The organism is Bradyrhizobium sp. 4 (assembly GCF_023100905.1).
Taxonomy (GTDB): domain Bacteria; phylum Pseudomonadota; class Alphaproteobacteria; order Rhizobiales; family Xanthobacteraceae; genus Bradyrhizobium.
The window spans coordinates 691276-712380 of the sequence record NZ_CP064686.1 but is presented as its reverse complement, the minus strand read 5'-3'; the positions used below and the strand labels follow the sequence as shown (position 1 = coordinate 712380).

Genomic DNA, 21105 nt, shown 5'->3' with positions numbered 1-21105 from the left:
GGGTGAATCGATGACCATACCGGCGCTGGAAACCAGATACGTCTTTACCGTCACCGCACGAATCGGCGACGTCGTCACCGCCGGCGAGACCGGCATCGGCATTCGCCGAATCATCCCGATCATCGGCGGCGAGGTCTCGGGTGCGATCACCGGCAAGGTGCTGCCGTTCGGCGCGGACTTCCAGACCATCCGCCCGAATGAGCTGATCGATCTCGAAGCGAAGTATGCGTTTGAAACCGACGACGGCGCCATCGTCTATGTCGAGAACAAGGGCATGCGCTTCGGCCCGGTCGAGCTGTTGCAAAAGCTCAAGCGCGGCGAGCCGGTCGACCCGAAGCAGATCTATTTCCGCACCGTGCCGAGGTTCGAGACCGGGCATGAGAAATACCGCTGGCTGATGGAGCACATTTTTGTCGGTTCAGCAGCGCGGCATGCGGATCGCGTGGTGATCGACGTGCATCAGGTGATGTGAACGCGTCGCGCCGCAAGGGCCGGCTAGTCCATTGACATGTCGGTATCTGTAGCGTATACGCTACAGATACCGACAATCAAGAGAACCGACGAATTCTCTGACTGGCTTAGAAAACAGCGAGACCGGAGAGCGAAGGCAAAAATCCTCGCCCGGATCGATCGGCTGGCGCTCGGCAATCCCGGAGACGTTGCTGCGGTCGGAGGCGGCATCAGCGAAATGAGAGTCCATGAGGGCGCCGGATACCGGATCTACTACGTTGCCCGAGGCGAGGAGATCATCGTCCTTCTTTGCGGTGGCGATAAAGGCTCTCAGCCGGGGGACATAGCGTTGGCAAAGAAGATCGCGAGCGAATTGGAGGTCTGAGCAATGGCAAAAGTGAAATCATTCGATGCTGCGGAGTACCTCGACAGCCCCGAGATGATTGCGGCCTATCTCACCGAAGCCTTTGAATCTGACGATCCGTCCGCAATAACGATGGCAATCGGTGCCGTAGCCCGTTCTCAGGGCATGGGCGCCATTGCCGAAAAGGCCGGTCTATCCCGTGAGAACTTGTATCGCTCGCTTGGCGGCGAGGCCAAACCCGAATTCGGCACTGTGATAAAAGTTCTCCACGCCATGGGTATCAATCTTGTGGCGCAACCCCAAAGTGGAACGAAGGCGGCGTAGCGACCGGATCGCATCGGCGTCCGTAATATCGATCCCAATCTTGCGGATCGGGCATCCGGGTACGGGCGCTGCACCCGGACTGTCGTCCCTTTTCCGGACTATGCATCGGCTTCCCCGCTGTCAGCCGTATTGACTCCCCCTGAATTCGTTATACAACATAACTATTCTGACAAGGACGCAAATGACACAGGGAAACGCCGAGACCGCTGACGCGGGCGCCTCCGGGCTTTTGAGGATCGAGCGGGCGGACCGGGTTTTGACGGTCGGCCTGAATCGGCCGGCCAAGCGCAATGCGCTCAACGACGGCATCATCCTGGAAATCGGCGAGTGTTTTGCGTCCCTGCCCGAGGATATCGGCGCGGTCGTCATCCACGGCATCGGCGACCATTTCTCCAGCGGTCTCGACCTCTCCGAACTGACCGACCATGATGCCACCGGCGGCCTTCTCCATTCCCAGATGTGGCACCGGGTGTTCGACCGCATCCAGTACAGCCGGGTGCCCGTGATCGCGGCACTCAGGGGGGCCGTGATCGGCGGCGGGCTGGAGCTCGCATGTGCGGCGCATATCCGTGTCGCCGAACCCTCGACCTATTTCGCGCTGCCGGAGGGGCAGCGCGGCATCTTTGTCGGTGGCGGCGGTTCGGTGCGCCTGCCGCGGCTGATCGGCGTCGCCAGGATGATGGACATGATGCTGACCGGCCGCGTTTATTCCGCGACGGAAGGCACCTCCTACGGCTTTGCGCAATATGTCACGGAAGCCGGCAACGGCCTCGGCAAGGCGATGGAGCTTGCGAACAAGGTCGCCTCCAACGCGCCGCTGACCAACTTCGCCGTGCTCCAGGCGCTACCGATGATCGCGGAGGCCAATCCGCAGACCGGCCTGTTGATGGAATCGCTGATGGCGACGGTGGCGCAGAGCGACAAGGAAGCCAAGCGCAGGATCCGCGAGTTCCTCGAACACAAGACCGCAAAGGTGAAGCCGAAATCATGAGCGCGCAGCCGTCGTCCTCTTCCAGCATGGAGCGCGGCGCGAGCACTTCCCCGCTGCGGCCCATTTCGTTCGGCGATCCGGTCGTGAATATCGAGCGGCGCGACGACGGCACGATTTACCTGCGGCCCAAACAGCCGCTCGGAGACTATCCGGCTCGCATCACCGACCGCCTGCATCACTGGGCGAGCGCGACCCCCGATCGCGTGTTCATGGCCGAGCGCGAAGGCGGCCGCGGCTGGCGCAAGATCAGCTACGCCGAGCTGCTCGCCGCGAGCCGGCACATTGCCTCAGGACTCATTGCGCGCGGGTTGTCGGCGGAGCGGCCGGTCGTCATCCTCTCCGGCAATTCGATCGACCATGCATTGCTGGCGTTCGGAGCGTTCTATGCCGGCATTCCGTTCTGCCCGGTGTCGCCGGCCTATTCGCTGGTGTCGAAGGATTACGGCAAGCTCTCCTACCTGATGAAGCTGCTGACGCCCGGCCTCGTCTTCGCCGAGGACGCCGACAAGTTCGCCGACGCGCTCGCGGCCAACGTCTCGCTCGGCACCGAGATCGCCGCGTCCTACGGCCATGTGCCGGGCCGCGACGTCACCTTGCTCGCCGACCTCATGGCAACGCCGATCCGCGGCGATCTGGACGAGGTCCACGGCAGGATCGGCCCCGACACCATCGCGAAATTCCTGCTGACGTCGGGCTCGACCGGCAACCCCAAGGCAGTCGTCAACACCCAGCGCATGATCTGCGCCAACCAGGTGATGCTGCGCGAGACGCTCGCCTTCCTCAAGGACGAGCCGCCCGTCATCATCGACTGGCTGCCCTGGAATCACACTTTTGGCGGCAACCACAATATCGGGTTGACGCTCTACAATGGCGGCTCGATGTATCTCGACGCCGGCAAGCCGGTGCCTGGAGGCATCGAGGAGACCGTGCGCAATCTCCAGGAGATATCGCCGACGGTCTATTTCAACGTCCCCAAGGGCTACGAGTCGCTGCTGCCTTATCTACGCGACGACCAGGGCCTGCGCGCAAAATTCTTCGACCGGCTGCACACGATGTTCTTCTCGGGCGCGGCCCTGTCGCCGTTCGTCTGGAACAGCCTCGACGAGCTCGCGGTGAAGGAAAAAGGCTACCGCGTGCCGATGCTGACCGGCCTCGGTGCAACCGAGACCGCGCCGTTCTTCATGTCGGTCAACCCGCGCACCAGCCGCTCCGGCCATGTCGGGCTTCCCGTATCCGGCAACGACGCCAAGCTGGTGCCGAACAACGGCAAGATGGAAGTTCGTTGCAAGGGGCCGAACGTGATGCCCGGCTACTGGCGCCAGCCCGACATCACCGCAAGTTCGTTCGACGAAGAAGGCTTCTACAAGCTCGGCGATGCACTCAAGCCCGTCGATCCCGACGATCTCAATGCCGGCTTCGATTTCGACGGCCGCATCGGCGAGGATTTCAAGCTCGGCAGCGGCACCTGGGTCAGTGTCGGCCCGTTGCGCGCGCGCTTCGTTGCGGCCTGCGCACCGCTGGTGCGCGACGTCGTCATCGCCGGCATCAACCGTGACGAGGTCTCCGCGCTCGTCGTGCTCGATCTCGACGGCTGCAGGCTGATCAACCCGACGCTGCCGACCGACGATCTCGTCGTCGCGACCCGCGACCGGCTGGTGCGCGAGGCATTTCGCGAACGGCTGACCCGCTTTCTCGGCGCGGCCACGGGATCCTCGACGCGGATCACGCGCGCGATCCTCATGGACACGCCGCTCTCGATCGACAAGGGCGAGGTCACCGACAAGGGCTCGATCAACCAGCGCGCGGTGCTCGAGCATCGCAGCCTGCTGATCGAGGAGCTCTACGCTGCCAATCCATCGGACCGTGTGATATCGGTCGGCTAAGAAATATCGCACCAGGGAGAACGCCATGTTGTTGAAGGATCAGGCTGTCATCGTCACCGGCGGCGCGTCGGGACTTGGTGCGGCGACCGCGCGAAAGCTGGCTGGCCAGGGCGCCAAGGTCGCGGTGTTTGATCTCAATGCCAAGCTCGCCGAGACTGTCGCCGCCGAGATCAAGGGCGTGGCTGTGGCTTGCGACGTCTCCGATGCCGCGTCCGCGGAAGCTGCGATCGCGCAGGCGACCAAAGCCCATGGACCCGCGCGCGTGCTGGTCAATTGCGCTGGCATCGGCGTTGCCAAGCGCGTCGTCGGCCGCGACGGCCCGATGGCGCTCGCCGATTTCGACAAGGTGATCAAGGTCAACCTGATCGGCACCTTCAACATGCTGCGTCTCGCCGCAAACGAGATGTCCAAGCTCGAGCCGCAGGCCACCGGCGAGCGCGGCGTCATCATCAACACGGCGTCCGTTGCCGCTTATGACGGCCAGATTGGGCAATCGGCCTATTCGGCCTCGAAGGGCGGCATCGTCGGCATGACGCTGCCGATCGCGCGCGAGCTGGCGCAGTTCGGCGTCCGCGTGCTGACGATTGCGCCCGGCCTGTTCCTCACGCCGCTGCTCGCCAACCTGCCGCAGGAAGCCCAGGACTCACTCGCCGCCGCAATCCCGTTCCCGCGCCGGCTCGGCCACGCCGACGAGTTCGCGGCGCTCGCCCTGCACATGGTCGAGAATTCCTACCTCAACGGCGAAGTGGTACGCCTCGACGGCTCGCTGCGCATGGCGCCGAAATAGGGCGCGGCATATGTTCGTGAACCGGCGCGACGTCCAGATCCAGTGGGGTGACTGCGACCCCGCCAACATCGTCTATTACCCGCGCTATTTCGCGATGTTCGACGATTCGACGTCGACCCTGTTCGAAGTCGCCGGCTTCTCCAAGCAGGACCTGGTCAAGAAATACGGCCTGGTCGGCATTCCCATGGTCGATACGCGCGCCAAGTTCTACATCCCCTCGACTTATGGCGACTGGATCACCATCGAAACGAAGGTCGAGAGCATCAAGCGCTCGAGTTTCGAGGTAAAGCACAGCGTCTTCAAGGGCGAGGCGCTTGCGATCGAGGGTTTCGAGACCCGTGTCCTGGTCGGGCGCGATCCCGTTAACCCCGACAAACTGAAATCGGCACCGTTTCCTGCGGAAATGGTAGCCAAATTCACGGGGAGCGAGACCCGGAGCTAAATCGCCACATCACCAAAAGAGGGGGCTGAATTACCCCCCGATTTCTGCTTTCAAAGAAACACATAAAGGGAGGAATAGATGAAACGCTTTTACCTGACCGCCGCCGTCACCGCGGCCGCGCTTGCGCTGCCGGCCGTGCCCGCGCTGGCTCAGACCGCCGAGGTCACCATCGGCATCACCACCACCACGACCGGCCCGGGCGCAGCGCTGGGCATTCCCGAGCGCAATGCGCTGGAGTTCGTGCCGAAGGAGATCGGCGGCGTGCCGCTGAAGGTGATCGTGCTCGACGACGGTGGCGATCCCACCACCGCGACCACCAACGCACGCCGCTTCGTGACCGAATCCAAGGCCGACATCATCATGGGCTCGGCGCTGACGCCGCCGACCATCGCCGTGTCCAACGTCGCCAACGAAGCCGGCATTCCGCATTTCGGCCTGGCGCCCTTCCCGATCACGCCGGAGCGCATGAAGTGGTCGGTGGCGATGCCGCAGCCGATCCCGATCGTGGGCAAGGTGCTGTACGACCACATGAAGGCCAAGGGCGTGAAGACCGTCGGCTATATCGGCTATTCCGACTCCTATGGCGACCTCTGGTTCAACGATTTGAAGGCGCAGGCCGTGCCGATGGGCATAACCATCGCCGACGAGGAGCGCTTCGCTCGCCCCGACACGTCGGTGACCGGACAGGTGCTGAAGCTCGTGGCAGCGAATCCCGATGCCATTCTGGTCGGCGCTTCCGGCACCGCGGCCGCGCTGCCGCAGACCGAGCTGCGCGAGCGTGGCTATCAGGGCCTGATCTACCAGACCCATGGCGCCGCCAGCATGGACTTCATCCGCATCGCCGGCAAAGCGGCGGAAGGCGTGCTGATGGCCTCTGGTCCCGTCATGGATCCCGAGGACCAGCCGGACGAAGCTGCCACCAAGAAGCCGGGCCTCGCGCTCAACTCGGCCTATGAAGCCAAGTACGGCCCGAACAGCCGCAGTCAGTTCGCCGGTCACTCTTACGATGCGTTCGAGATTCTCAAGCGCATCATCCCGGCGGCACTCAAGACGGCGAAGCCCGGCACGCCGGAATTCCGCGAAGCGATCCGCCAGGCGCTGCTGTCGGAGAAGGAGCTTGCGGCGAGCCAGGGTGTCTACAATTTCACCGAGAAGGACCGCTACGGCCTCGACGAGCGCTCGCGCATCCTGCTCACGGTGAAGAACGGCAAGTACTCGCTGGTGAAGTAGACGCGGCGAAAATTAGAGACGACAGAGCCGGCCCGATGGGCCGGCTCTTTTGTTTTGGCTGTATGAGCGAGCCGCACCTCCGGTGTCGCCCCCTCTCCCGCTTGCGGGAGAGGGTTGGGGTGAGGGTGCCTCCGCATTGGGATTGTCTGACGTCTACCGGCAAAGCGCCCAGAGGAGATAGCCCTCACCCGCCACGCTCTGCGGACGCGCTGTCGTCAAGCCGCCTGCCGCAGCGGGGTCCAGGCGAACTCCGGATAGTAAGTGTCCATCATCCGGTCGACATAAGCGGTGAGGTTCGAAAATCCTTCGGCGCGACGGCGCAGGGCGGATTCGAAGAACGGCGTCAGGATCCCGGCGAGTGCACCGAAGGCGGTGGCATCGACGCCGCAGGGCTTGTTGCCCATCAGATAGGACTTGTCACCAAGCTGCACCGAGAGCGCAAACAGCGAGCGCACGGCGAGATCGACGTCGTCATCGGGCGCGTGCCGTCCGAGCCCGGAGAGCAAATAGTTCTCGGCGACACGGAATTGCGCGTCCTCGCGCAACTTCTCGCGGTTGTGCTCCGGCGCGCCGTCGAAGAAATGCGCAGGCCCCTTGGCGAAGTTGACGGGGTCGACCCAGCGCGCCCCGACCAGCGCAAAATAAACGTGATGCTCGATCATGCGCTCGAACGCCCAAGCCTGTGCGCGCTCGGCAAGAGACAGCCCGGCGTCGAAATCGAAGCCGTAGCGGCGCTCGATATGGGCGCGGATGAAGGTGGAATCGGCCACCGCCTCGCCGCCATCGTCGATGAAAGGCAGCTGCCCCTTGGGAGAGGCGGGCGGCATCGCCCGCTCCTTGCGGTAAGGCAATCCCGCCATCTTGAGCTGCACCTCCGTCTTGGCGACGAAGGGGCTGATTTCCGGCAGGCCGAAGCCGGTGCCAAAGCCGTAAAGCGTGATCATGAAGGCTCTCCTGAAACCACCGAAAGAGTTGAGGGAACTTAACCGCGGGCTGCTGCCACCATGGTGGCAGCAGCCGTGATATCTTCTGCGAAACGGGCCCCTCGCCAGGCGCGGGCCATGACATGACGGACCAGCGCGTCCGCGGCCTGGACCAGGAAGCGAGCCACCATGGTCGCGAGCGCAAGGCGGAGGTCGACGACCATGAGATCAAGGGATACGAGGCGGCCGAACGCCCATGCGTACCAAGCCCGGAGTTGCAAACGCAGGACTTGCAAAGGCTGGACCTGTAGAGGCTGGGTCCGCCACAGCGCAGCGGCCGGGCCGAAATGAGTTGGAATGATCATGGACAAATCCTCTTCAGTCGACGTGTTGACCCGGTATAGAACTCCCCTGCTGCCAACATCCTGTCAGCAGCCGCGCGCCACCATCTGAAAAACCACCGACAAGAGACCCGTCATGAGACGCGCCGACCGGCTGTTTCAAATCATCCAGGTGCTGAGGCGCACGCGTAAGCCGCTGACGGCGGACGCCATCGCGGCCGAGCTCGAGACCTCGAAGCGCACGATCTATCGCGACATCGCCACGCTGATCGGCCAGCGCGTGCCCATCCGCGGTGAAGCCGGCATGGGCTACATCCTGGAAAAGGGTTTTGACCTGCCGCCTTTGATGCTGACACCCGACGAGATCGAGGCGGCGGTGCTGGGCGCGCAATGGGTCGCCGGCCATGCCGATCCCGCGCTGGCGCGCGCGGCTGAAGATCTGATGGCCAAGATCGCCGACACTGTCCCGGAGCGCCTGCGTCCCTTCGTGCTGGAGCCGGCAAGCCGGGCCCGGCCGAGCTGGAACAGGGAGCCCGACCGCCTGGACATGGCGCGCACACGCACCCAGATCCACGAAGGCAAGAAGATCATGCTGCGCTATCGCGACGAGCAGGGCCGCGCCAGCGAGCGCATGATCTGGCCGATTTCGATCGGCTATCTCGAAGCCGTGCGCCTGCTCGCGGCCTGGTGCGAGCTGCGCGGAGACTTCCGCAGCTTCCGCACCGACCGCGTGGTCGACGCGACCTATCCCGATGAGAGATATCCTGAAAGGCGCGACGTGCTGCGCGCAAAATGGCGGCAGAGCCTGGTCTGGGGCCCGCCCAAGGATACGTGAAGGACACGTGACGATGGACGAGAACGCCCACATCGACCTGTCGAGCTGCTGCCAGAGTTGCGGCGCCTGCTGCGGCTATTCGGCGAACTGGCCGCGCTTCTCGATCGAGAGCGACGAGGAGCTCGCCGCGATTCCCGAAGCGCTCGTCAACGACCGTCAATCCGGCATGCGCTGCGAAGGCGATCGCTGTTCGGCGCTGCAGGGAGAGATCGGACAAGCGACCGCGTGCGGCATCTACGCAGTGCGGCCGGACGTGTGCCGCACGTGCATGCCGGGCGACGCCGAATGCGCGATGGCGCGACGGAAATTCGGGCTGCCAATGATCGCGAGCGTTTAGGCCGGGACGGCTTCGCTGATCTCGTCGTCGATCTCGTCGTCCAGCGGCGCGAGCACCGAGAGCGGCTTGGTCGACAGCGTGATCGGCTTGCGCCCACCGGACAGCGACGGCGAGGATTTCGCCGCGCCTTCGCGCGCAAGCGCGTAGAGCGTCGAACCGACACGGCCGCCGTTCTCGATCAGGTCGCGCTCGTTGCAGCTGCCTGCGATCGCGACCGCCAGCGAATGCAGATGGCTTCGGCGATAGCAGAACAGCGCCAGCGTGGCGCGCGCGTCAGGGGAAACACTTTCAACCAGCCTCGGCAGGCCACTCTCGCTGGCGCGGTACATCTCGCCAAGGAGTTCGTCGCGGACCGGGCACGAATCGCCTTCAAAGGTATCGCGGCTTGAAAACATTGCAGTTCTCCCTCGTCTGGGAAGATGCAGTGCAATTCTCTAATGAAAGGTTAACCACGCTGCCCGGTAGTCACCCGGGGTGCTTGCGCGTGGGCCGCGAATCAATGGGCTGGAAAGGGTTTTCTCTGTGGCCATCCTTCGAGACACCCGCCTTCGGCGGGCCCTCAGGATGAGGTCTGCTTCTGCTGAAAGATTCTCAGTCCTCGTGGCGAGGAGGCGCGAAGCGCTGTCTCGAACCATGCAGGCCCGCCAGCCACTCCAGACGGCCGCCAGCGCTCAGTTCGCCGCCATGAAGATGGAGAGGCCGAAGCCGGTCAGATGGTGCAGGGCCTGGTCGACACCGATCAAGGTCCAGAACCAGGGATGCGCAAGATCGACACCGAAATTGGCCGAGACGAGCCCCTTGGCGCGGTCGATCGTGATGTGGATCACGAAGTCGATCAGCGCCACAAACCAGAATTTCGGCGCCACGATCAGGATGAGCGGCAGCGCAACCGCAAGGTGAACCAGGCAGTGCACCAGGAGCGGCAGGGCCCAGCCGTGCTTCTGGTCCTTGCCATGCGCCATCCAGGCGGTCTGGAGGACGAAATCGGCGATGATGTGCTTGAACGTCAGCAGCAACATCCAACCAATGAGGGCTTCGACCGGAACCGCCGATGACAGGGGTGGAAACGACAAGGCGCCCTCGTTGACGTGGCAAGAAGAGTTGGAGCGTTCAGCGCAATCTCTTCCTGGACCGGTCAAATCGCCGGGACCTGCGATTTATGACACCTCCCGCGGCGGAATGCAGCCGGGGGGAACCGGAAAATCGCCAACTGTGGCTAACTGGTGATAGGATGACCAATCGCCGCGGCCGGGTTGAGTAAGGTTACCTTCGGCTCGGAATTTGCATTCCGCGGCCTGCGCGCTATCATTGCCGGCAGAGAATATCGTTCTTTTTTCAGACGTTTACGAATTACAGGGCGACCGCAGCGATCGCATCCGCGATGCCGCCCGCCACCGGAAGCATAAGGCCAGAGTGCTGCCATGAGTACTGAGGGCCCGACCTCATCGCCGATCGAGCCACCGCCCCGGCGACCCAAGGTGATCAAGACCAATCAGCAGCAGGTCTTCCTCTACGTCGTGCTGACCCTGCTGTTGTCGCTTGCCACCGTCTGGGGCGGCCGCATGCTGGTGCACAGTTCGGAAACGCTGACCTTTGCCGTCGGCGCCCCTAACAGCGACGAGGCGCTGTTCGCAGCCAAGCTCGCCGCCGTCCTGAAGAACAACGCCTCGCGCTTCCGGATCAAGATCGTCAACAACGCCGACAACGCCAAGGCGATCGCCCAGTTCGATCGCAAGCAGGCTGACCTCGCGGTGCTGCGCACCGACGCCAAGGTGCCGCTGCGGGCGCGCACGCTCGCGATCCTCGAGCACGATCTCGTGCTGCTGCTCGGGCCGGGAAACAAGAAGATCAAGTCGCTCGCCGAACTGAAGAAGAAGAAGGTCGCCGTCCTCGCCGACAACGAATCATCGCTCGCCTTCGTCCGCGGCATCCTCGACATTCCCGACGGCGCGGACGCGGCGAGGATCCAGATGGCGCCACCGGGCGCAACGCTCGACAAGCTGTTCGCGCCGGCAAGCGGCTTTGGCGCGGTCGTCGCCATCGTCCACGCCTCGAGGGCGGTGCGGGACAAGGCGTATGAGCAGGTCGCCAGGCGCGGCGGCTTCACGCTGAATGCGATTGACGAGGCGAAAGCGCTGGCGCGCAGGATCCCCGGCATTTCCAGCGAGACGCTGACGGCGGGCACGCTGTCTGCATCACCGGAAATTCCCGACGACGATCTCGACACGATCGGGCTCGAATGGTTGCTGGTCGCCCAATCCCGGATGTCGCCGACGGCGGCCGGGGAGCTCGCGCGCAGCGTCTACGAGAACAAGTCCGCGCTCGGGCTCGACAGTGGCTTTGCCAGCAGAATCGAACCCGCCTCCGTCGAGAAGGACGCCTTCGTGATGGCGCATCAAGGGGCGGCCGACTACATCAACGACGACACCAAGTCGTTCATGGATAAGTACAGCGACCTGATGTATCTGGCCGCTGCCGCGCTCAGCGTCATCGGCTCGATCTTCGCCGCGATCTACGCCAAGATCACCCGGATCGCGCCGGAGAAGGCCAGCGAGCTTTCCACCGCCATCCTCGACATCGGCGAGCGGATCGAACACGCGCATTCGCTCGACCAGCTCGAATGTCTCCAGGACGAGCTGGAAGGCATCTTGCGCGGCGCGGTCATCGGCTTGCGAGACGGCACGATCAGTACCGACGGGCTCGATACCTTCAAGCTCGGCTACGAATTCGTCCGCGACGAGATCGGCATGCGCCGCGACTACCTCAAGCGCCATGCGGGCGAGGGCGAGAAGGCCGCTCAGGATGCGGCCCCTCCCCACCACGACGAGAGCAATGTCGTGGTGGTGAAGACAGCTCAGAGTGCCTGACCTATCGATTTGAAGATCTGCGGTGACGCTTGCCGGCACGTCCGCGAAGGACCGGGGGACCCTCGTCCGGGAACCGTCCCTGTCCACAACCGTTTGTTCTCGGATCAACCGGAGACCGCGCCATGCGTGCACTCCTCATCATCTTCCTGCTGGGAATGTTGGCCGCGGTTGGCTATTTCGCTTACTCCGCGATGGCGGTCGAGGGCGAGCCGATTCCAACGGAAGGCTATGTGGCGCTGGCGCTGGGGGCCGGGTTTTCCGTTCTTGTCGGCATCGGCTTGATGGTGCTGCTGTTCTTCAGCAGCCGTCGCGGCTACGACGAACCGCCGCATTTCAAGTAGCGGCACGTGGCCCGCGGCCGCGCCCGTCGTTGACGGCCTCGACCCGGGCAGGCACTTTGGCACCGAGGTTCCAGCCGGGGACCGCAAAGACAAAACCGAGCCGCCTTCCCGCATGTCCAAGCCGCTGATCTCCGCTCTGGCCCAGTTCGCGGCCGCCACGGCCGGCCGCAACATGACCAGGGCGGCCTATGTGGCCGTCGGCGTCGGCGTGCTCGGCATGGTGCTGCTGACGGTCAACCCGGCCTATGAGGCGGCACATCGCTGGGTCGATGCCCTGCTTTGGACCTGCCTCGTCTACTTCGTGTTCGAATGGGTGGTCCGGCTGCGCCATATGGCGCGACAGGGGCGCCTTGCACTCTACATGTCCTCCTCCGCCGGGCTGGTCGACGCGGTCGGTGCGTTGGCCGTGCCGGCCGCGCTGATTCTCGGAATCGAGCCCAGGACGGCGTGGCTGCTCAGCGTGCTCTGAGTGCTGAAGGTGGTACCGGGCATTCCCGGCCTGCGGCAGCTCCGCCGCGTGCTGGTGCTCGAATCGGGGCCGCTGCTCAGCGTGCTCGTGATCTTCCTGATGGTGGTCTTCCTGGCCTCGGTCGCCGAATATTTCCTGGAGCGGGACGTGCAGCCGCAGACCTTCGGCAGCGTCCCCGCCGCGCTGTGGTGGGCCGTCGCAACCCTGACGACGACGGGTTATGGCGACGTCGTGCCGGTGACGCCGCTGGGCCGCATGGTGGCCGCGCTGGTGATGATCTCCGGCCTCGGTGTGTTCGGCCTCTGGACCGGTATTTTGGCGACCGGCTTTGCCGCGGAGACCCGGCGCGACAATTTCCTCAAGACCTGGGAATCCGTCAGCAAGGTGCCGTTCTTCGCGGCGCTCGGACCGGCGGCCATCGCCGACGTCACCCACATGCTGCGAACCATGGAGCTGCCGGCGCGCACCATGATCATTCGCAAGGGTGCGCAGGGCGATTGCATGTATTTCATCGCCGCGGGCGAGGTCGAGGTCGACCTGCCCGGCAAGAAGGTGCAGCTCGGCGATGGCGCGTTCTTCGGCGAGATGGCCTTGCTCGGCAACAATTTGCGCGGCGCCAATGTCTCGACCACCAAGGTGTCGCGGCTGCTCGTGCTCGACCTCGTCGACTTCCGCGTGCTGATGGCGCGGCATCCCGATCTCGCCGAGACCATCGATGCCGAGGCGAAGCGGCGCACGCTCGAAAACAAATAAATGGCGACAAGCAAATAAATGGAGACAAGAATGTCGGACATCACCGACGCAGCCACTGGCCCGCTGCTCGACCTCGTTGGTGCACGCGCCACCATCCGCCTCAATCGTCCCAAACACCTCAACCGGCTCCAGGCCGAGGATCTCGGCGAGCTGGTCAAACTGTTCGATCGGGTCGAGGCCGATCCTGCTATCCGCGTGCTGGTGTTGACCGGCACCGGGCGCGCCTTCTCCGCGGGCTATGATCTCAACTCGGTTGCCGAGCGCGCGGTCAGTGCGAACGAGCAGCAGAGCGCGGGCTCCGCCTTTGAGGTAGTCGTCAACCGGCTGGAGGATCTCGGCGTCCCCACGATCTGCCGGCTCAACGGCGGCGTCTATGGCGGCGCGACCGATCTCGCGCTCGCCTGCGACTTCCGCATCGGCGTGGATACCGCCGAGATGTTCATGCCCGCGGCACGCCTCGGGCTGCATTACTACAGCAGCGGCATCAAGCGTTACGTGACACGGCTCGGCGTCGACAATGCAAAAAAGCTGTTCCTGACCGCGCAAAAGATCAGCGCGCCGGAGATGCTGCGGATCGGCTATCTCACCGATATGGTGGCGGTCGAGTTTCTGGACGAGGAGGTCGATAGGCTCGTCAACATCCTCGCCGGCAACGCGCCGCAGGCGATGCGCGGCATGAAGCGCGCGATCAACGAATTCGCCCGCGGCGAACTCGACGAGCAAGGCGCCGACCAGCGCCACCGTGACAGCATGCGCGGCGACGAGATCAAGGAAGGCATCAAGGCCTTCGCGGAGAAGCGGCCGCCAATTTTCTGATCACGCCCGCTTCGACCGCATCGCCCGCACCTGCGTAAGCTTGGGATCGCGGGCAAGCGCCTGGTAGCGTTTGCTCTCGATGGGATAGAGCGCGATCCGGCCCTTGCTATCGGCATGAACGCCCCAGCCGAAGCGCTTGCCCAGGCTCGACGCCCTCATGCACGCCTGCCCTCGGGAGAAGAACGCTTCACGGGCCGCCTGCTTCTCTGTTTCCATCGCCTTCACGGCGAGTTCGCGTCCTGGCGCAGACGTCGCGAAGATCACGTCGTCGGACGTGTATTTGTAAGGCGCCTTCGCGATCATCCCGTATTGCAGGCACGCCACCGTCGGCTTTCCCGCGCGTAGCGGCGGCTCTTCGCCTGTGCGCGCAGGACAATCTTCAGCAACCTGGATGAAGGTGTTGAAGCAGTTGGTCGTGTGCATCGGCTTCGTCATCTTCAACCTTGGATCACTCAGCCCTGAAGCGCCGCAGCATGCTGCGCCGCCATCTCAGCATCCGCCGCGTTGATGCGCTGGAACGCCGGCCGCGAGGTCATGCGTTCGGCATAGCGGACGAACACGTCCTTTTTCGGCACAATGCCGAACATCATCGTCCAGCTGAACGCGACGCCCCACAGCACATCCGCGGCCGTCATGCGCTCGCCGAGCAGATACGGTCCCTTCGACAGCTGCGCCTCGAGCGCGCCGAGCATGGCGTCGTAGTCGGCATAAGGCGATTGCGTGATCGGTGCCGGCTCGCGCTGCATGAACTTGTCGATCAGGGCCGGCTCGAACGAGGCGCCGTAATAGGCGATCCAGCGCAGATAGGGGCCGCGCAGCGGATCGTTCAGCGCGGGCGTCAGCCCTGCCTGCGGAAACAAATCGGCGAGATAGACGGTAATCGCGACCTGCTCGGTCACAAGCTGCCCGCTGTGGTGAATCGCCGGCACCTTGCCGAGCGGGTTGACGGCGAGATAGGCCGGCTGGCGCTGCTCGCCGGCCTTCATGTTGAGGACATGAAGATCATAGGGCGCCCCCAGTTCCTCAAGCAGCACCCGCGTGCCGGTGGCGCGGGTTTGCGGCGAATAATACAGCGTGATGCGGTTCGGATCGGTCATGGCGGTCTCCATCTGGCCGGCTGGCGATGGCGTTATAGCGAACCATACCTGACATCCTGTGTCAGGTATGGTTAAAAGGATTATGCGCGCGAGCCGGATGCTGTCGATCCTCACCACCCTGCAGGCCAGGGGGCAGGTCACCGCGCCTGAGCTCGCGGAGGCCTGCGAAGTCTCGGTGCGCACGATCTACCGCGACATCGACGCGCTCGCGGCGTCCGGCGTCCCTGTCTATGCCGACCGCGGCGCGGAGGGCGGCTATCGCCTGCTCGATGGCTATCGCGTGCGGCTGAACGGTCTGTCGCAAAGCGAGGCGGAAGCGCTGTTCCTGGCGGGATTGCCGGGCCCGGCGGCAGCGTTCGGGCTGGATGCGGCGATGATCGCCGCACAGAACAAGCTGATGGCCGCGCTGCCCGCCAATTTGCGCGAAGACGCCGGACGGATGCAGGACCGTTTTCACCTCGACGCGCCGGGCTGGTTCGGCGAGGCGGAAGAACCCAAGCATCTGCGCACCATCGCTGCCGCGACCCTGCGCGGGACACTGATCAAGATCCGCTACCAGAGCTGGCGCGCCGAGAAGCAGCGTCGCGTCGCGCCGCTCGGTCTCGTGCTGAAAGGTGGCAGCTGGTATCTGGCAGGTCTGGTCGACGGCAGCGTGCGGACGTATCGCGTCGCGCGCGTGCTCGACTGCACGGCGCTCGAAGATCGCTGTGAGCGGCCCGCCGGTTTCGATCTCGCCGCCTATTGGCGGGACGCAACGCTGCGTCTCGAGGCCGAGATGCATCCCAACGTCGCGATCGTTCGGCTGTCGTCCTTCGGCGTGAAATTGCTCGACGCGCTGAGCCAGCCTTACGTCAGGGCGCGTACGCAGCTCGAAGAGACCGCGGATGCGGACGGCTGGCGCATTGCCAGAGTGCCGACCGGCAAGACGTCATGGCATGCCGCCGCCGAATTGTTGCGGCTCGGGCCCGAGGCCGAAGTGCTGGAGCCGGCCGATCTGCGCGAGAAGATGGCCGAGCTGACAGAGGCGATGGCTGTGCGCTATCGCGCGGCGCGGAAAGCAGGACGGCGGCGCAACGCACCGCGACCGACGAAACACTCCTGAAACACGATTCTCCCCTGCCTGCATGAACGCATCCGCGTTTCGGCTCGACCGAGATGCAGGGACACAACAACGGCCCCTGCGCCACACTGGAGAATGAAGATGTTTCGTAAGCTTGCACTTGGTCTGATCGCCGCCGGCTCGCTCGGCGTTGCCGCTCTCGCCCCCACCGCCGCGTCGGCCCACGGCTTCCACCATCACTGGGGTCCCGGCTGGGGCTTTGGCGGGGTCTACGTCAACAGCGGCGTCAACAATTGCTATCAGGAGCGCGTCGTCCAGACCCGCCACGGCCTGCGCGTCCGCGTCGTGAACGTCTGCGCGTACGGGATCTACTGATATCCCGCATTCACGACAAAGCCCCGATCGCACCGCGATCGGGGCCTTTGCACGTCAATTTTTTTCTACTAGCCGGCCTGTCGATGTCGGCGAAACCAGGCCCAGGTCTCGCGCGTCGTTCTGATGTAGCCGCGGCCGCGGTGGACGATCTCGCCGTCGACGATCCCGTTCAGCTTCGGCAGCGCGTGGAACGGGATCGTGGGATAAGCGTGGTGCTCGACATGGTAAGGCATATTCCACGCAACCCATTTGACGAGTGCGCCGGTGTAGGTGGTGCGGGTGTTCTGGAATGCGCTGCGAGTGCGCTCGCAGCCGGTGTGCTCGGCGTAGAGATAGGGTCGCAGGAAGAACTGCCCAATGATCAGCGGCACGATCCAGACCCAGAGCAGCAGCGCCGACGAGAACCACAGCGAGAGCACGAGCAGCAGCGCATAAAGTGCGACGTAAGCGCGCGCCTCGGTGACGATGATGGTGCGTCTGTTCTCGGGGATCCAGGGCACGACGACCTTGCCGGTGACGGCATGGTCGAGCATCAACCGCAAGCGTCCGGCGACCTGAAGCAGGCCGCTATAGGCGATCGCGAGCTGCGTGTCCGATGTGGGCTTCACGCCGACGATCAGTTCGGGGTCCTTGTCAGGATCCTGGGTGTAGCGATGATGGTCCCAGTGAAACAGGCAATAATATTCGTAGGGCAATCCGATGATGAAGCCTGAGAGATAGCCGACCACGAGGTTGAGACCGCGGCTTTTGAACGCGGTCTTGTGTGCGGTCTCGTGCACAGCCATGAACAGGAAGGCGACGAGATAGCCTTGCACCGCCATCAGCGGCAGCGCCCAGAGCACGCCATGGCGTGAGGCGACCATCCAGATCAGCCCGCCGATCAGCAGGATCACGCCGTAATGGCCGAGGCTCTGCACGGCACCCCTGAGGTTGGACCGCACCGACAGTTCACGCAGCATCGCCGGCGCCAGCGGCTTCAGCCGATGGCCGGACTCTGAAACGGTTGCGTCGATCATGATCGGATGCCTGCCCTACTTGCCGAGAAGCTCTGCGATCTCGGCCTTGATGAAGGCCCGATCGCGCGCATTGTTGACGGGGTTGCCGGCGCGATGGCCGTGCAGCGACGGGATCGGATGCAGCACCGCAGAGCGCGCATTGACCAGCCGGCCGAGTTCGTCCTCGTTGTCGCGGACGTCGAAATAGCGGTCGGTCGCACCGGGCATCAGCAACATGTGCGCGTTGATCGCACCGAGCGCGCGATCGAAATCGCCATCGAAGGTCGTGCAGCGGCTGACATCGCCGTTCTGCCAGATCCCGATCTGCGCCAGGAGATCGTTGGCATCGCGCCGGGCAAACGCCGCATCCCAGGTGCGGACGAGATAGTCGTCCAGCGAGGTGAAGCCTGCTTCGCGCCAGATCTCGTCGCGATAGAAGCCGTGCGACATCGCCCAACCTGCGTAGACGCGCCCCATGGCGCGATAGCCCGCGACAGGCTTCTCGACGAACCGGCCGTCGCGGAAGGCGGGATCGGCGGTTAGCGCGGCCTTCACGCTTTCCAGGAAGACGTAATTATAGGGCGCGCAGCGGGCACTGCCGCAGACAACGGCCGCCCGCTCGACCATATCGGGATGCAGCGCCGCCCAGTGATAGGCCTGCATGCCGCCCATCGACCAGCCATAGACCAGGGCAAGCTTCGAGATGCCGAACCGCTCGGTGAGCAGCCGGTGCTGGACCGCGATGGCATCGTGATAGGTCAGGATCGGGAACGGCGCGGCGGTATTCGACGGCGAGGACGACAGCCCGTTACCGAACAGATTCGGGATGATGATGAAGTAGCGCGTGGCGTCGAGCACCCCGTCGGGGCCAATCAGCCACTCGGTGTCGGCGTGCTGCGCGCTGAACGAGGTCGGATAGAGAACCACGTTGTCCTTGTCCGGACTGAGCGTGCCGTAGGTCTTGTAGGCGAGCTTGAGCGAAGGGACGACGGCCCCGGACCGGAGCGCGACGTCGCCGGCCTCGAAAATCTCGTAGTCGCGCCCTGCCGTCATCGACCGAACTCCCGCTCACGCGGCAAGCGCGCCGCGGAAACAGCGATGCATCGATCATGCCGGTCCCGCAGACGCATCGTCGCGTCACGCTTAATAACTGTACTTATAGTCCATTTATTAGGGACCAGCAAGATAAATCCGGTCGCGCGCCAGCTCAGGCGATGGCGGCCAGATAGCGCGCGACAGAGGCCGCGAATGCGGCCTTGGCGCCTGCGGCGATGTTGCGGTCCCACCACGCGCCGTAGATGCGATCGAAGGCCAGCGGCTCGACGGCAGCCGCAATCCGTCGCACCGCGGCGGCATTGAGTGGCATGTAGTTCGGATAGGAGTACATGAAGCTGACGAAGCGGCGATCCATCGTGACCTGCGCGATATCGCCGGTGAGTAGCGCGCCCTTGCCGTCCGCACCGCTCGCGTGATGCAGCATGGCGGCGCCGGCGAAATGACCGCCGGTGCGCAGCAGCAGCACATCCTCGGAGATGCGATGGCTGTCGCCGGTCCAGTGCACGATCGAAGCATGCGGACGCGTTACCCATTGGCGATCGTCGGCGTGCAAATAGACCGGCACCCCGCCAAACGCCTCGCTCCAGTCGGCGAGCGCGCCATAGTAATGCGGATGCGAGATCGCGATCGCCTTCAGCCCGCCGATTGACCGCACATGCGCGATCGCCTCCGGCGTCGCCAGCGGGACGCAGTCCCACATCAGCCAGCCGTCCGCGAGCGGCACCAGCAGCGCGCGCTGGCCGATGGCAAAGCTTGGCTCGAGCGCGAGGCCGGTCAGGCCGAGATCGTCGCGCCAGACCATGCGGTGACGTTCCGAGAGCGCCTCGCGCGTGAGGAAAGTCTGGCCCTTCCACCCGACGTATTGCCGTTCGTCCTCGCAAATTTCACAGGACGTTGGCGGATTTTCGCCCAGAAATTGCGCGCCGCAGGTTTCGCAGGTCCAGAGGGGCATGCCGTACTCCCGACAGAGACGATCCAACGTCAATAAGGAATTGCTGGCGGTGACCGCAAGCCCCACCGACCGGGCGAAACCTGGAACCAACCCGATCAGCGCTCGTTAAACTCTCGTCCGCGCCAGAACGATTGGCTGAAAGGATCATGTCCCACCCGCCGCATCCCGGCTGAGACCACGTTTTGGTATCGATGACATCGCGGTCCCCCTCCTCGTCTCGTATCTGGCCCCTGTTCGCTCTCAACTTCTTCATGGCCGACATGCAGTCGGGCATCGGCCCTTTCGTCGGCGTCTTCCTCCAGGAGCGCGGCTGGGCGAGCGGATTGATCGGCACCGCGATGACGATCGGCAATGTCGCGGGCATGCTGATCACGACGCCGATCGGCGGCTTCATCGACGCGAGCCGCAACAAGCGCATGTGGGTCGTCATTCCCGGCATCTGCGTGGTGCTCGCGTCCGCGATCATCCTGATCTCGCAGAATTTCTGGGCGGTGACATTCTCGCAGGTCGCACAATCGCTGGCGAGCGCCGCGATCGTGCCGGCGGTCACCGGCATCACGCTCGGCATCGCCAAGCAGAAGGGCTTTAACGCGCTCAACGGCCGCAACCAGGCATTCAACCACGCCGGCAACATGGTCGGCGCCGCGCTGTCGGGCTATCTCGGTTATAAGTTCGGCTATGTCGCCGTGTTCGTGCTGGCGGCGGTGTTCGGCGCCATCGCGATCGCCTGCGTGATGATGATCCCGGCCAAGGCGATCGACGATCGCGCCGCGCGCGGCAGCAAGGAGGACGATCCGGACAGCGCGCCGGACGCGCTCACGATGCTGCTCAAGCACCGCGCGCTGCTGGTGCTGGCAATGGCGCTCGCGCTGTTTCATCTCGGCAATGCCGCCATCGTGCCGCTCTATAGCCTGGCGGCGGTCGCCGAAGGCCAGGCCAACGGCCCGAGCTTCGTCGCGACCACCGTCGTGATCGCACAAGGCGTCATGATCATCACCTCGCTGATCGCAATGAAGGCGGCGAGCAAGCGCAACTACTGGCCCATCATCCTCGTCTCCTTCATGTTCCTGCCCATCCGCGGCGTGCTCGCCTTCTTCGTCACGGGATGGTGGGGCGTCGTACCGATGCAGGTGCTCGACGGCATCGGCACCGGGCTCCAGACGGTTGCCGTTCCCGGCATGGTCGCACGCTCGCTCAACGGCACCGGCCGCATCAATCTCGGCCAGGGTGCCGTGATCACCGTGCAGGGCATCGGCGCGAGCCTCAGTCCCGCGCTGGGCGGCTGGATTGCGCAATGGATCGGCTACGGCCCGACTTTCCTGCTGCTCGGCGGTTTTGGCCTCGCGTCCATGGCGCTGTGGTTCGCGTTCGGCGCGGCTGTAAAGAAGTATTGAGGCCAGCCTTCTCAGCCGTCATT

General features: G+C 64.2%; 25 protein-coding genes and 1 pseudogene. 17 read left to right on the top strand and 9 right to left on the bottom strand.

The features are described from left to right. The first annotated feature begins 10 nt into the window (after positions 1 to 10). From IVB45_RS03375 to IVB45_RS03340, 8 genes are all read left to right on the top strand, one after another. Entirely contained in the window at positions 11 to 472 is a 462-nt protein-coding gene (locus tag IVB45_RS03375) for a DUF3237 domain-containing protein (RefSeq protein WP_247362847.1), read from the top strand. A 66-nt stretch (positions 473 to 538) separates the two neighbouring features. Next, positions 539 to 835, top strand: a complete 297-nt coding sequence (locus tag IVB45_RS03370) for a type II toxin-antitoxin system RelE/ParE family toxin (protein WP_247363185.1) — start codon at positions 539 to 541, stop codon at positions 833 to 835. A gap of 3 nt (positions 836 to 838) precedes the next feature. After that, complete coding sequence (locus tag IVB45_RS03365; protein WP_007605286.1) at positions 839 to 1138, top strand: addiction module antidote protein; 300 nt, start codon at positions 839 to 841, stop codon at positions 1136 to 1138. Between the two features lie 181 nt (positions 1139 to 1319). Beyond that, the gene (locus IVB45_RS03360; RefSeq protein WP_247362851.1) at positions 1320 to 2129 is read left to right on the top strand and encodes a crotonase/enoyl-CoA hydratase family protein; all 810 of its coding nucleotides are present in this window, start codon (positions 1320 to 1322) and stop codon (positions 2127 to 2129) included. Then, complete coding sequence (locus tag IVB45_RS03355) at positions 2126 to 4012, top strand: feruloyl-CoA synthase (RefSeq protein WP_247362853.1); 1887 nt, start codon at positions 2126 to 2128, stop codon at positions 4010 to 4012. The genes IVB45_RS03360 and IVB45_RS03355 overlap by 4 nt, the downstream gene beginning before the upstream one ends. A 25-nt stretch (positions 4013 to 4037) precedes the next feature. After that, the gene (locus tag IVB45_RS03350) at positions 4038 to 4799 is read left to right on the top strand and encodes an SDR family NAD(P)-dependent oxidoreductase (RefSeq protein ID WP_027570150.1); all 762 of its coding nucleotides are present in this window, start codon (positions 4038 to 4040) and stop codon (positions 4797 to 4799) included. Positions 4800 to 4809: 10 nt separating this feature from the next. After that, on the top strand, positions 4810 to 5241 hold the full coding sequence (locus tag IVB45_RS03345; protein WP_247283456.1) for a thioesterase family protein: 432 nt from the start codon (positions 4810 to 4812) through the stop codon (positions 5239 to 5241). A gap of 78 nt (positions 5242 to 5319) precedes the next feature. Then, complete coding sequence (locus IVB45_RS03340) at positions 5320 to 6471, top strand: ABC transporter substrate-binding protein (RefSeq protein WP_027570148.1); 1152 nt, start codon at positions 5320 to 5322, stop codon at positions 6469 to 6471. 215 nt (positions 6472 to 6686) lie between these two features. Here IVB45_RS03340 and IVB45_RS03335 read toward each other — a convergent pair whose 3' ends face one another. Together IVB45_RS03335 and IVB45_RS03330 are read right to left on the bottom strand one after the other, a co-directional pair. After that, the gene (locus IVB45_RS03335) at positions 6687 to 7415 is read right to left on the bottom strand and encodes a glutathione S-transferase family protein (RefSeq protein WP_247362856.1); all 729 of its coding nucleotides are present in this window, start codon (positions 7413 to 7415) and stop codon (positions 6687 to 6689) included. A 38-nt stretch (positions 7416 to 7453) separates the two neighbouring features. Continuing rightward, positions 7454 to 7759 (bottom strand): hypothetical protein, encoded by a 306-nt coding sequence (locus tag IVB45_RS03330; protein ID WP_247362858.1) that lies wholly within the window; start codon positions 7757 to 7759, stop codon positions 7454 to 7456. Between the two features lie 112 nt (positions 7760 to 7871). Between IVB45_RS03330 and IVB45_RS03325 the strand changes: the two genes are divergently transcribed. Both IVB45_RS03325 and IVB45_RS03320 read left to right on the top strand, forming a co-directional pair. After that, a complete protein-coding gene (locus tag IVB45_RS03325) occupies positions 7872 to 8570 on the top strand; it encodes a YafY family protein (RefSeq protein WP_027570145.1) in 699 nt (232 codons plus the stop codon). 13 nt (positions 8571 to 8583) lie between these two features. Beyond that, positions 8584 to 8907, top strand: coding sequence for a YkgJ family cysteine cluster protein (locus tag IVB45_RS03320; protein ID WP_247362860.1), 324 nt, complete (start codon positions 8584 to 8586; stop codon positions 8905 to 8907). Here IVB45_RS03320 and IVB45_RS03315 read toward each other — a convergent pair. Beyond that, entirely contained in the window at positions 8904 to 9302 is a 399-nt protein-coding gene (locus IVB45_RS03315) for a hypothetical protein (protein ID WP_247362862.1), read from the bottom strand. The genes IVB45_RS03320 and IVB45_RS03315 overlap by 4 nt on opposite strands. A 276-nt stretch (positions 9303 to 9578) precedes the next feature. Continuing rightward, positions 9579 to 9926, bottom strand: a complete 348-nt coding sequence (locus IVB45_RS03310; protein WP_018458457.1) for a DUF3307 domain-containing protein — start codon at positions 9924 to 9926, stop codon at positions 9579 to 9581. A gap of 402 nt (positions 9927 to 10328) precedes the next feature. Between IVB45_RS03310 and IVB45_RS03305 the strand changes: the two genes are divergently transcribed. From IVB45_RS03305 to IVB45_RS03290, 4 genes and pseudogenes are all read left to right on the top strand, one after another. Further along, on the top strand, positions 10329 to 11774 hold the full coding sequence (locus tag IVB45_RS03305; RefSeq protein ID WP_027570142.1) for a TAXI family TRAP transporter solute-binding subunit: 1446 nt from the start codon (positions 10329 to 10331) through the stop codon (positions 11772 to 11774). A gap of 122 nt (positions 11775 to 11896) precedes the next feature. Next, positions 11897 to 12115, top strand: coding sequence for a hypothetical protein (locus IVB45_RS03300; protein ID WP_007605264.1), 219 nt, complete (start codon positions 11897 to 11899; stop codon positions 12113 to 12115). Between the two features lie 112 nt (positions 12116 to 12227). Further along, positions 12228 to 13337, top strand: a pseudogene (locus IVB45_RS03295) (cyclic nucleotide-gated ion channel). 30 nt (positions 13338 to 13367) lie between these two features. Next, positions 13368 to 14153, top strand: coding sequence for an enoyl-CoA hydratase/isomerase family protein (locus IVB45_RS03290; RefSeq protein ID WP_247362864.1), 786 nt, complete (start codon positions 13368 to 13370; stop codon positions 14151 to 14153). Here the strand turns inward: IVB45_RS03290 and IVB45_RS03285 are convergent, their stop codons facing one another. Continuing rightward, entirely contained in the window at positions 14154 to 14588 is a 435-nt protein-coding gene (locus IVB45_RS03285) for a DUF6157 family protein (protein WP_247362866.1), read from the bottom strand. A 17-nt stretch (positions 14589 to 14605) separates the two neighbouring features. Then, entirely contained in the window at positions 14606 to 15250 is a 645-nt protein-coding gene (locus IVB45_RS03280; protein ID WP_247362868.1) for a glutathione S-transferase family protein, read from the bottom strand. Between the two features lie 82 nt (positions 15251 to 15332). Between IVB45_RS03280 and IVB45_RS03275 the strand changes: the two genes are divergently transcribed. Continuing rightward, on the top strand, positions 15333 to 16352 hold the full coding sequence (locus tag IVB45_RS03275; RefSeq protein ID WP_247363187.1) for a YafY family protein: 1020 nt from the start codon (positions 15333 to 15335) through the stop codon (positions 16350 to 16352). 99 nt (positions 16353 to 16451) lie between these two features. Beyond that, positions 16452 to 16685 (top strand): hypothetical protein, encoded by a 234-nt coding sequence (locus tag IVB45_RS03270; protein ID WP_027570136.1) that lies wholly within the window; start codon positions 16452 to 16454, stop codon positions 16683 to 16685. Positions 16686 to 16753: 68 nt separating this feature from the next. On the opposite strand, the gene IVB45_RS03265 is transcribed toward IVB45_RS03270, so the two are convergent. From IVB45_RS03265 to IVB45_RS03255, 3 genes are all read right to left on the bottom strand, one after another. Continuing rightward, positions 16754 to 17701 (bottom strand): fatty acid desaturase, encoded by a 948-nt coding sequence (locus IVB45_RS03265; RefSeq protein ID WP_247362869.1) that lies wholly within the window; start codon positions 17699 to 17701, stop codon positions 16754 to 16756. 15 nt (positions 17702 to 17716) lie between these two features. Beyond that, entirely contained in the window at positions 17717 to 18733 is a 1017-nt protein-coding gene (locus IVB45_RS03260) for an alpha/beta fold hydrolase (protein ID WP_247362870.1), read from the bottom strand. A gap of 154 nt (positions 18734 to 18887) precedes the next feature. Continuing rightward, positions 18888 to 19688 carry an MBL fold metallo-hydrolase gene (locus IVB45_RS03255; protein WP_247362871.1) on the bottom strand — a complete coding sequence of 267 codons (801 nt, stop codon included), beginning with the start codon at positions 19686 to 19688 and terminating at the stop codon, positions 18888 to 18890. Positions 19689 to 19879: 191 nt separating this feature from the next. Between IVB45_RS03255 and IVB45_RS03250 the strand changes: the two genes are divergently transcribed. Next, positions 19880 to 21082 carry an MFS transporter gene (locus IVB45_RS03250; RefSeq protein ID WP_247362872.1) on the top strand — a complete coding sequence of 401 codons (1203 nt, stop codon included), beginning with the start codon at positions 19880 to 19882 and terminating at the stop codon, positions 21080 to 21082. Positions 21083 to 21105: the final 23 nt, after the last annotated feature.

Coding starts and splice junctions, on each gene's coding strand:
- IVB45_RS03375 (WP_247362847.1), top strand. CDS start 11: ATGACCATACCGGCGCTGGAAACCAGATACGTCTTTACCGTCACCGCA.
- IVB45_RS03365 (WP_007605286.1), top strand. CDS start 839: ATGGCAAAAGTGAAATCATTCGATGCTGCGGAGTACCTCGACAGCCCC.
- IVB45_RS03360 (WP_247362851.1), top strand. CDS start 1,320: ATGACACAGGGAAACGCCGAGACCGCTGACGCGGGCGCCTCCGGGCTT.
- IVB45_RS03355 (WP_247362853.1), top strand. CDS start 2,126: ATGAGCGCGCAGCCGTCGTCCTCTTCCAGCATGGAGCGCGGCGCGAGC.
- IVB45_RS03350 (WP_027570150.1), top strand. CDS start 4,038: ATGTTGTTGAAGGATCAGGCTGTCATCGTCACCGGCGGCGCGTCGGGA.
- IVB45_RS03345 (WP_247283456.1), top strand. CDS start 4,810: ATGTTCGTGAACCGGCGCGACGTCCAGATCCAGTGGGGTGACTGCGAC.
- IVB45_RS03340 (WP_027570148.1), top strand. CDS start 5,320: ATGAAACGCTTTTACCTGACCGCCGCCGTCACCGCGGCCGCGCTTGCG.
- IVB45_RS03335 (WP_247362856.1), bottom strand. CDS start 7,415: ATGATCACGCTTTACGGCTTTGGCACCGGCTTCGGCCTGCCGGAAATC.
- IVB45_RS03330 (WP_247362858.1), bottom strand. CDS start 7,759: ATGATCATTCCAACTCATTTCGGCCCGGCCGCTGCGCTGTGGCGGACC.
- IVB45_RS03325 (WP_027570145.1), top strand. CDS start 7,872: ATGAGACGCGCCGACCGGCTGTTTCAAATCATCCAGGTGCTGAGGCGC.
- IVB45_RS03320 (WP_247362860.1), top strand. CDS start 8,584: ATGGACGAGAACGCCCACATCGACCTGTCGAGCTGCTGCCAGAGTTGC.
- IVB45_RS03315 (WP_247362862.1), bottom strand. CDS start 9,302: ATGTTTTCAAGCCGCGATACCTTTGAAGGCGATTCGTGCCCGGTCCGC.
- IVB45_RS03310 (WP_018458457.1), bottom strand. CDS start 9,926: ATGTTGCTGCTGACGTTCAAGCACATCATCGCCGATTTCGTCCTCCAG.
- IVB45_RS03305 (WP_027570142.1), top strand. CDS start 10,329: ATGAGTACTGAGGGCCCGACCTCATCGCCGATCGAGCCACCGCCCCGG.
- IVB45_RS03300 (WP_007605264.1), top strand. CDS start 11,897: ATGCGTGCACTCCTCATCATCTTCCTGCTGGGAATGTTGGCCGCGGTT.
- IVB45_RS03290 (WP_247362864.1), top strand. CDS start 13,368: ATGTCGGACATCACCGACGCAGCCACTGGCCCGCTGCTCGACCTCGTT.
- IVB45_RS03285 (WP_247362866.1), bottom strand. CDS start 14,588: ATGACGAAGCCGATGCACACGACCAACTGCTTCAACACCTTCATCCAG.
- IVB45_RS03280 (WP_247362868.1), bottom strand. CDS start 15,250: ATGACCGATCCGAACCGCATCACGCTGTATTATTCGCCGCAAACCCGC.
- IVB45_RS03275 (WP_247363187.1), top strand. CDS start 15,333: ATGCGCGCGAGCCGGATGCTGTCGATCCTCACCACCCTGCAGGCCAGG.
- IVB45_RS03270 (WP_027570136.1), top strand. CDS start 16,452: ATGTTTCGTAAGCTTGCACTTGGTCTGATCGCCGCCGGCTCGCTCGGC.
- IVB45_RS03265 (WP_247362869.1), bottom strand. CDS start 17,701: ATGATCGACGCAACCGTTTCAGAGTCCGGCCATCGGCTGAAGCCGCTG.
- IVB45_RS03260 (WP_247362870.1), bottom strand. CDS start 18,733: ATGACGGCAGGGCGCGACTACGAGATTTTCGAGGCCGGCGACGTCGCG.
- IVB45_RS03255 (WP_247362871.1), bottom strand. CDS start 19,688: ATGCCCCTCTGGACCTGCGAAACCTGCGGCGCGCAATTTCTGGGCGAA.
- IVB45_RS03250 (WP_247362872.1), top strand. CDS start 19,880: ATGACATCGCGGTCCCCCTCCTCGTCTCGTATCTGGCCCCTGTTCGCT.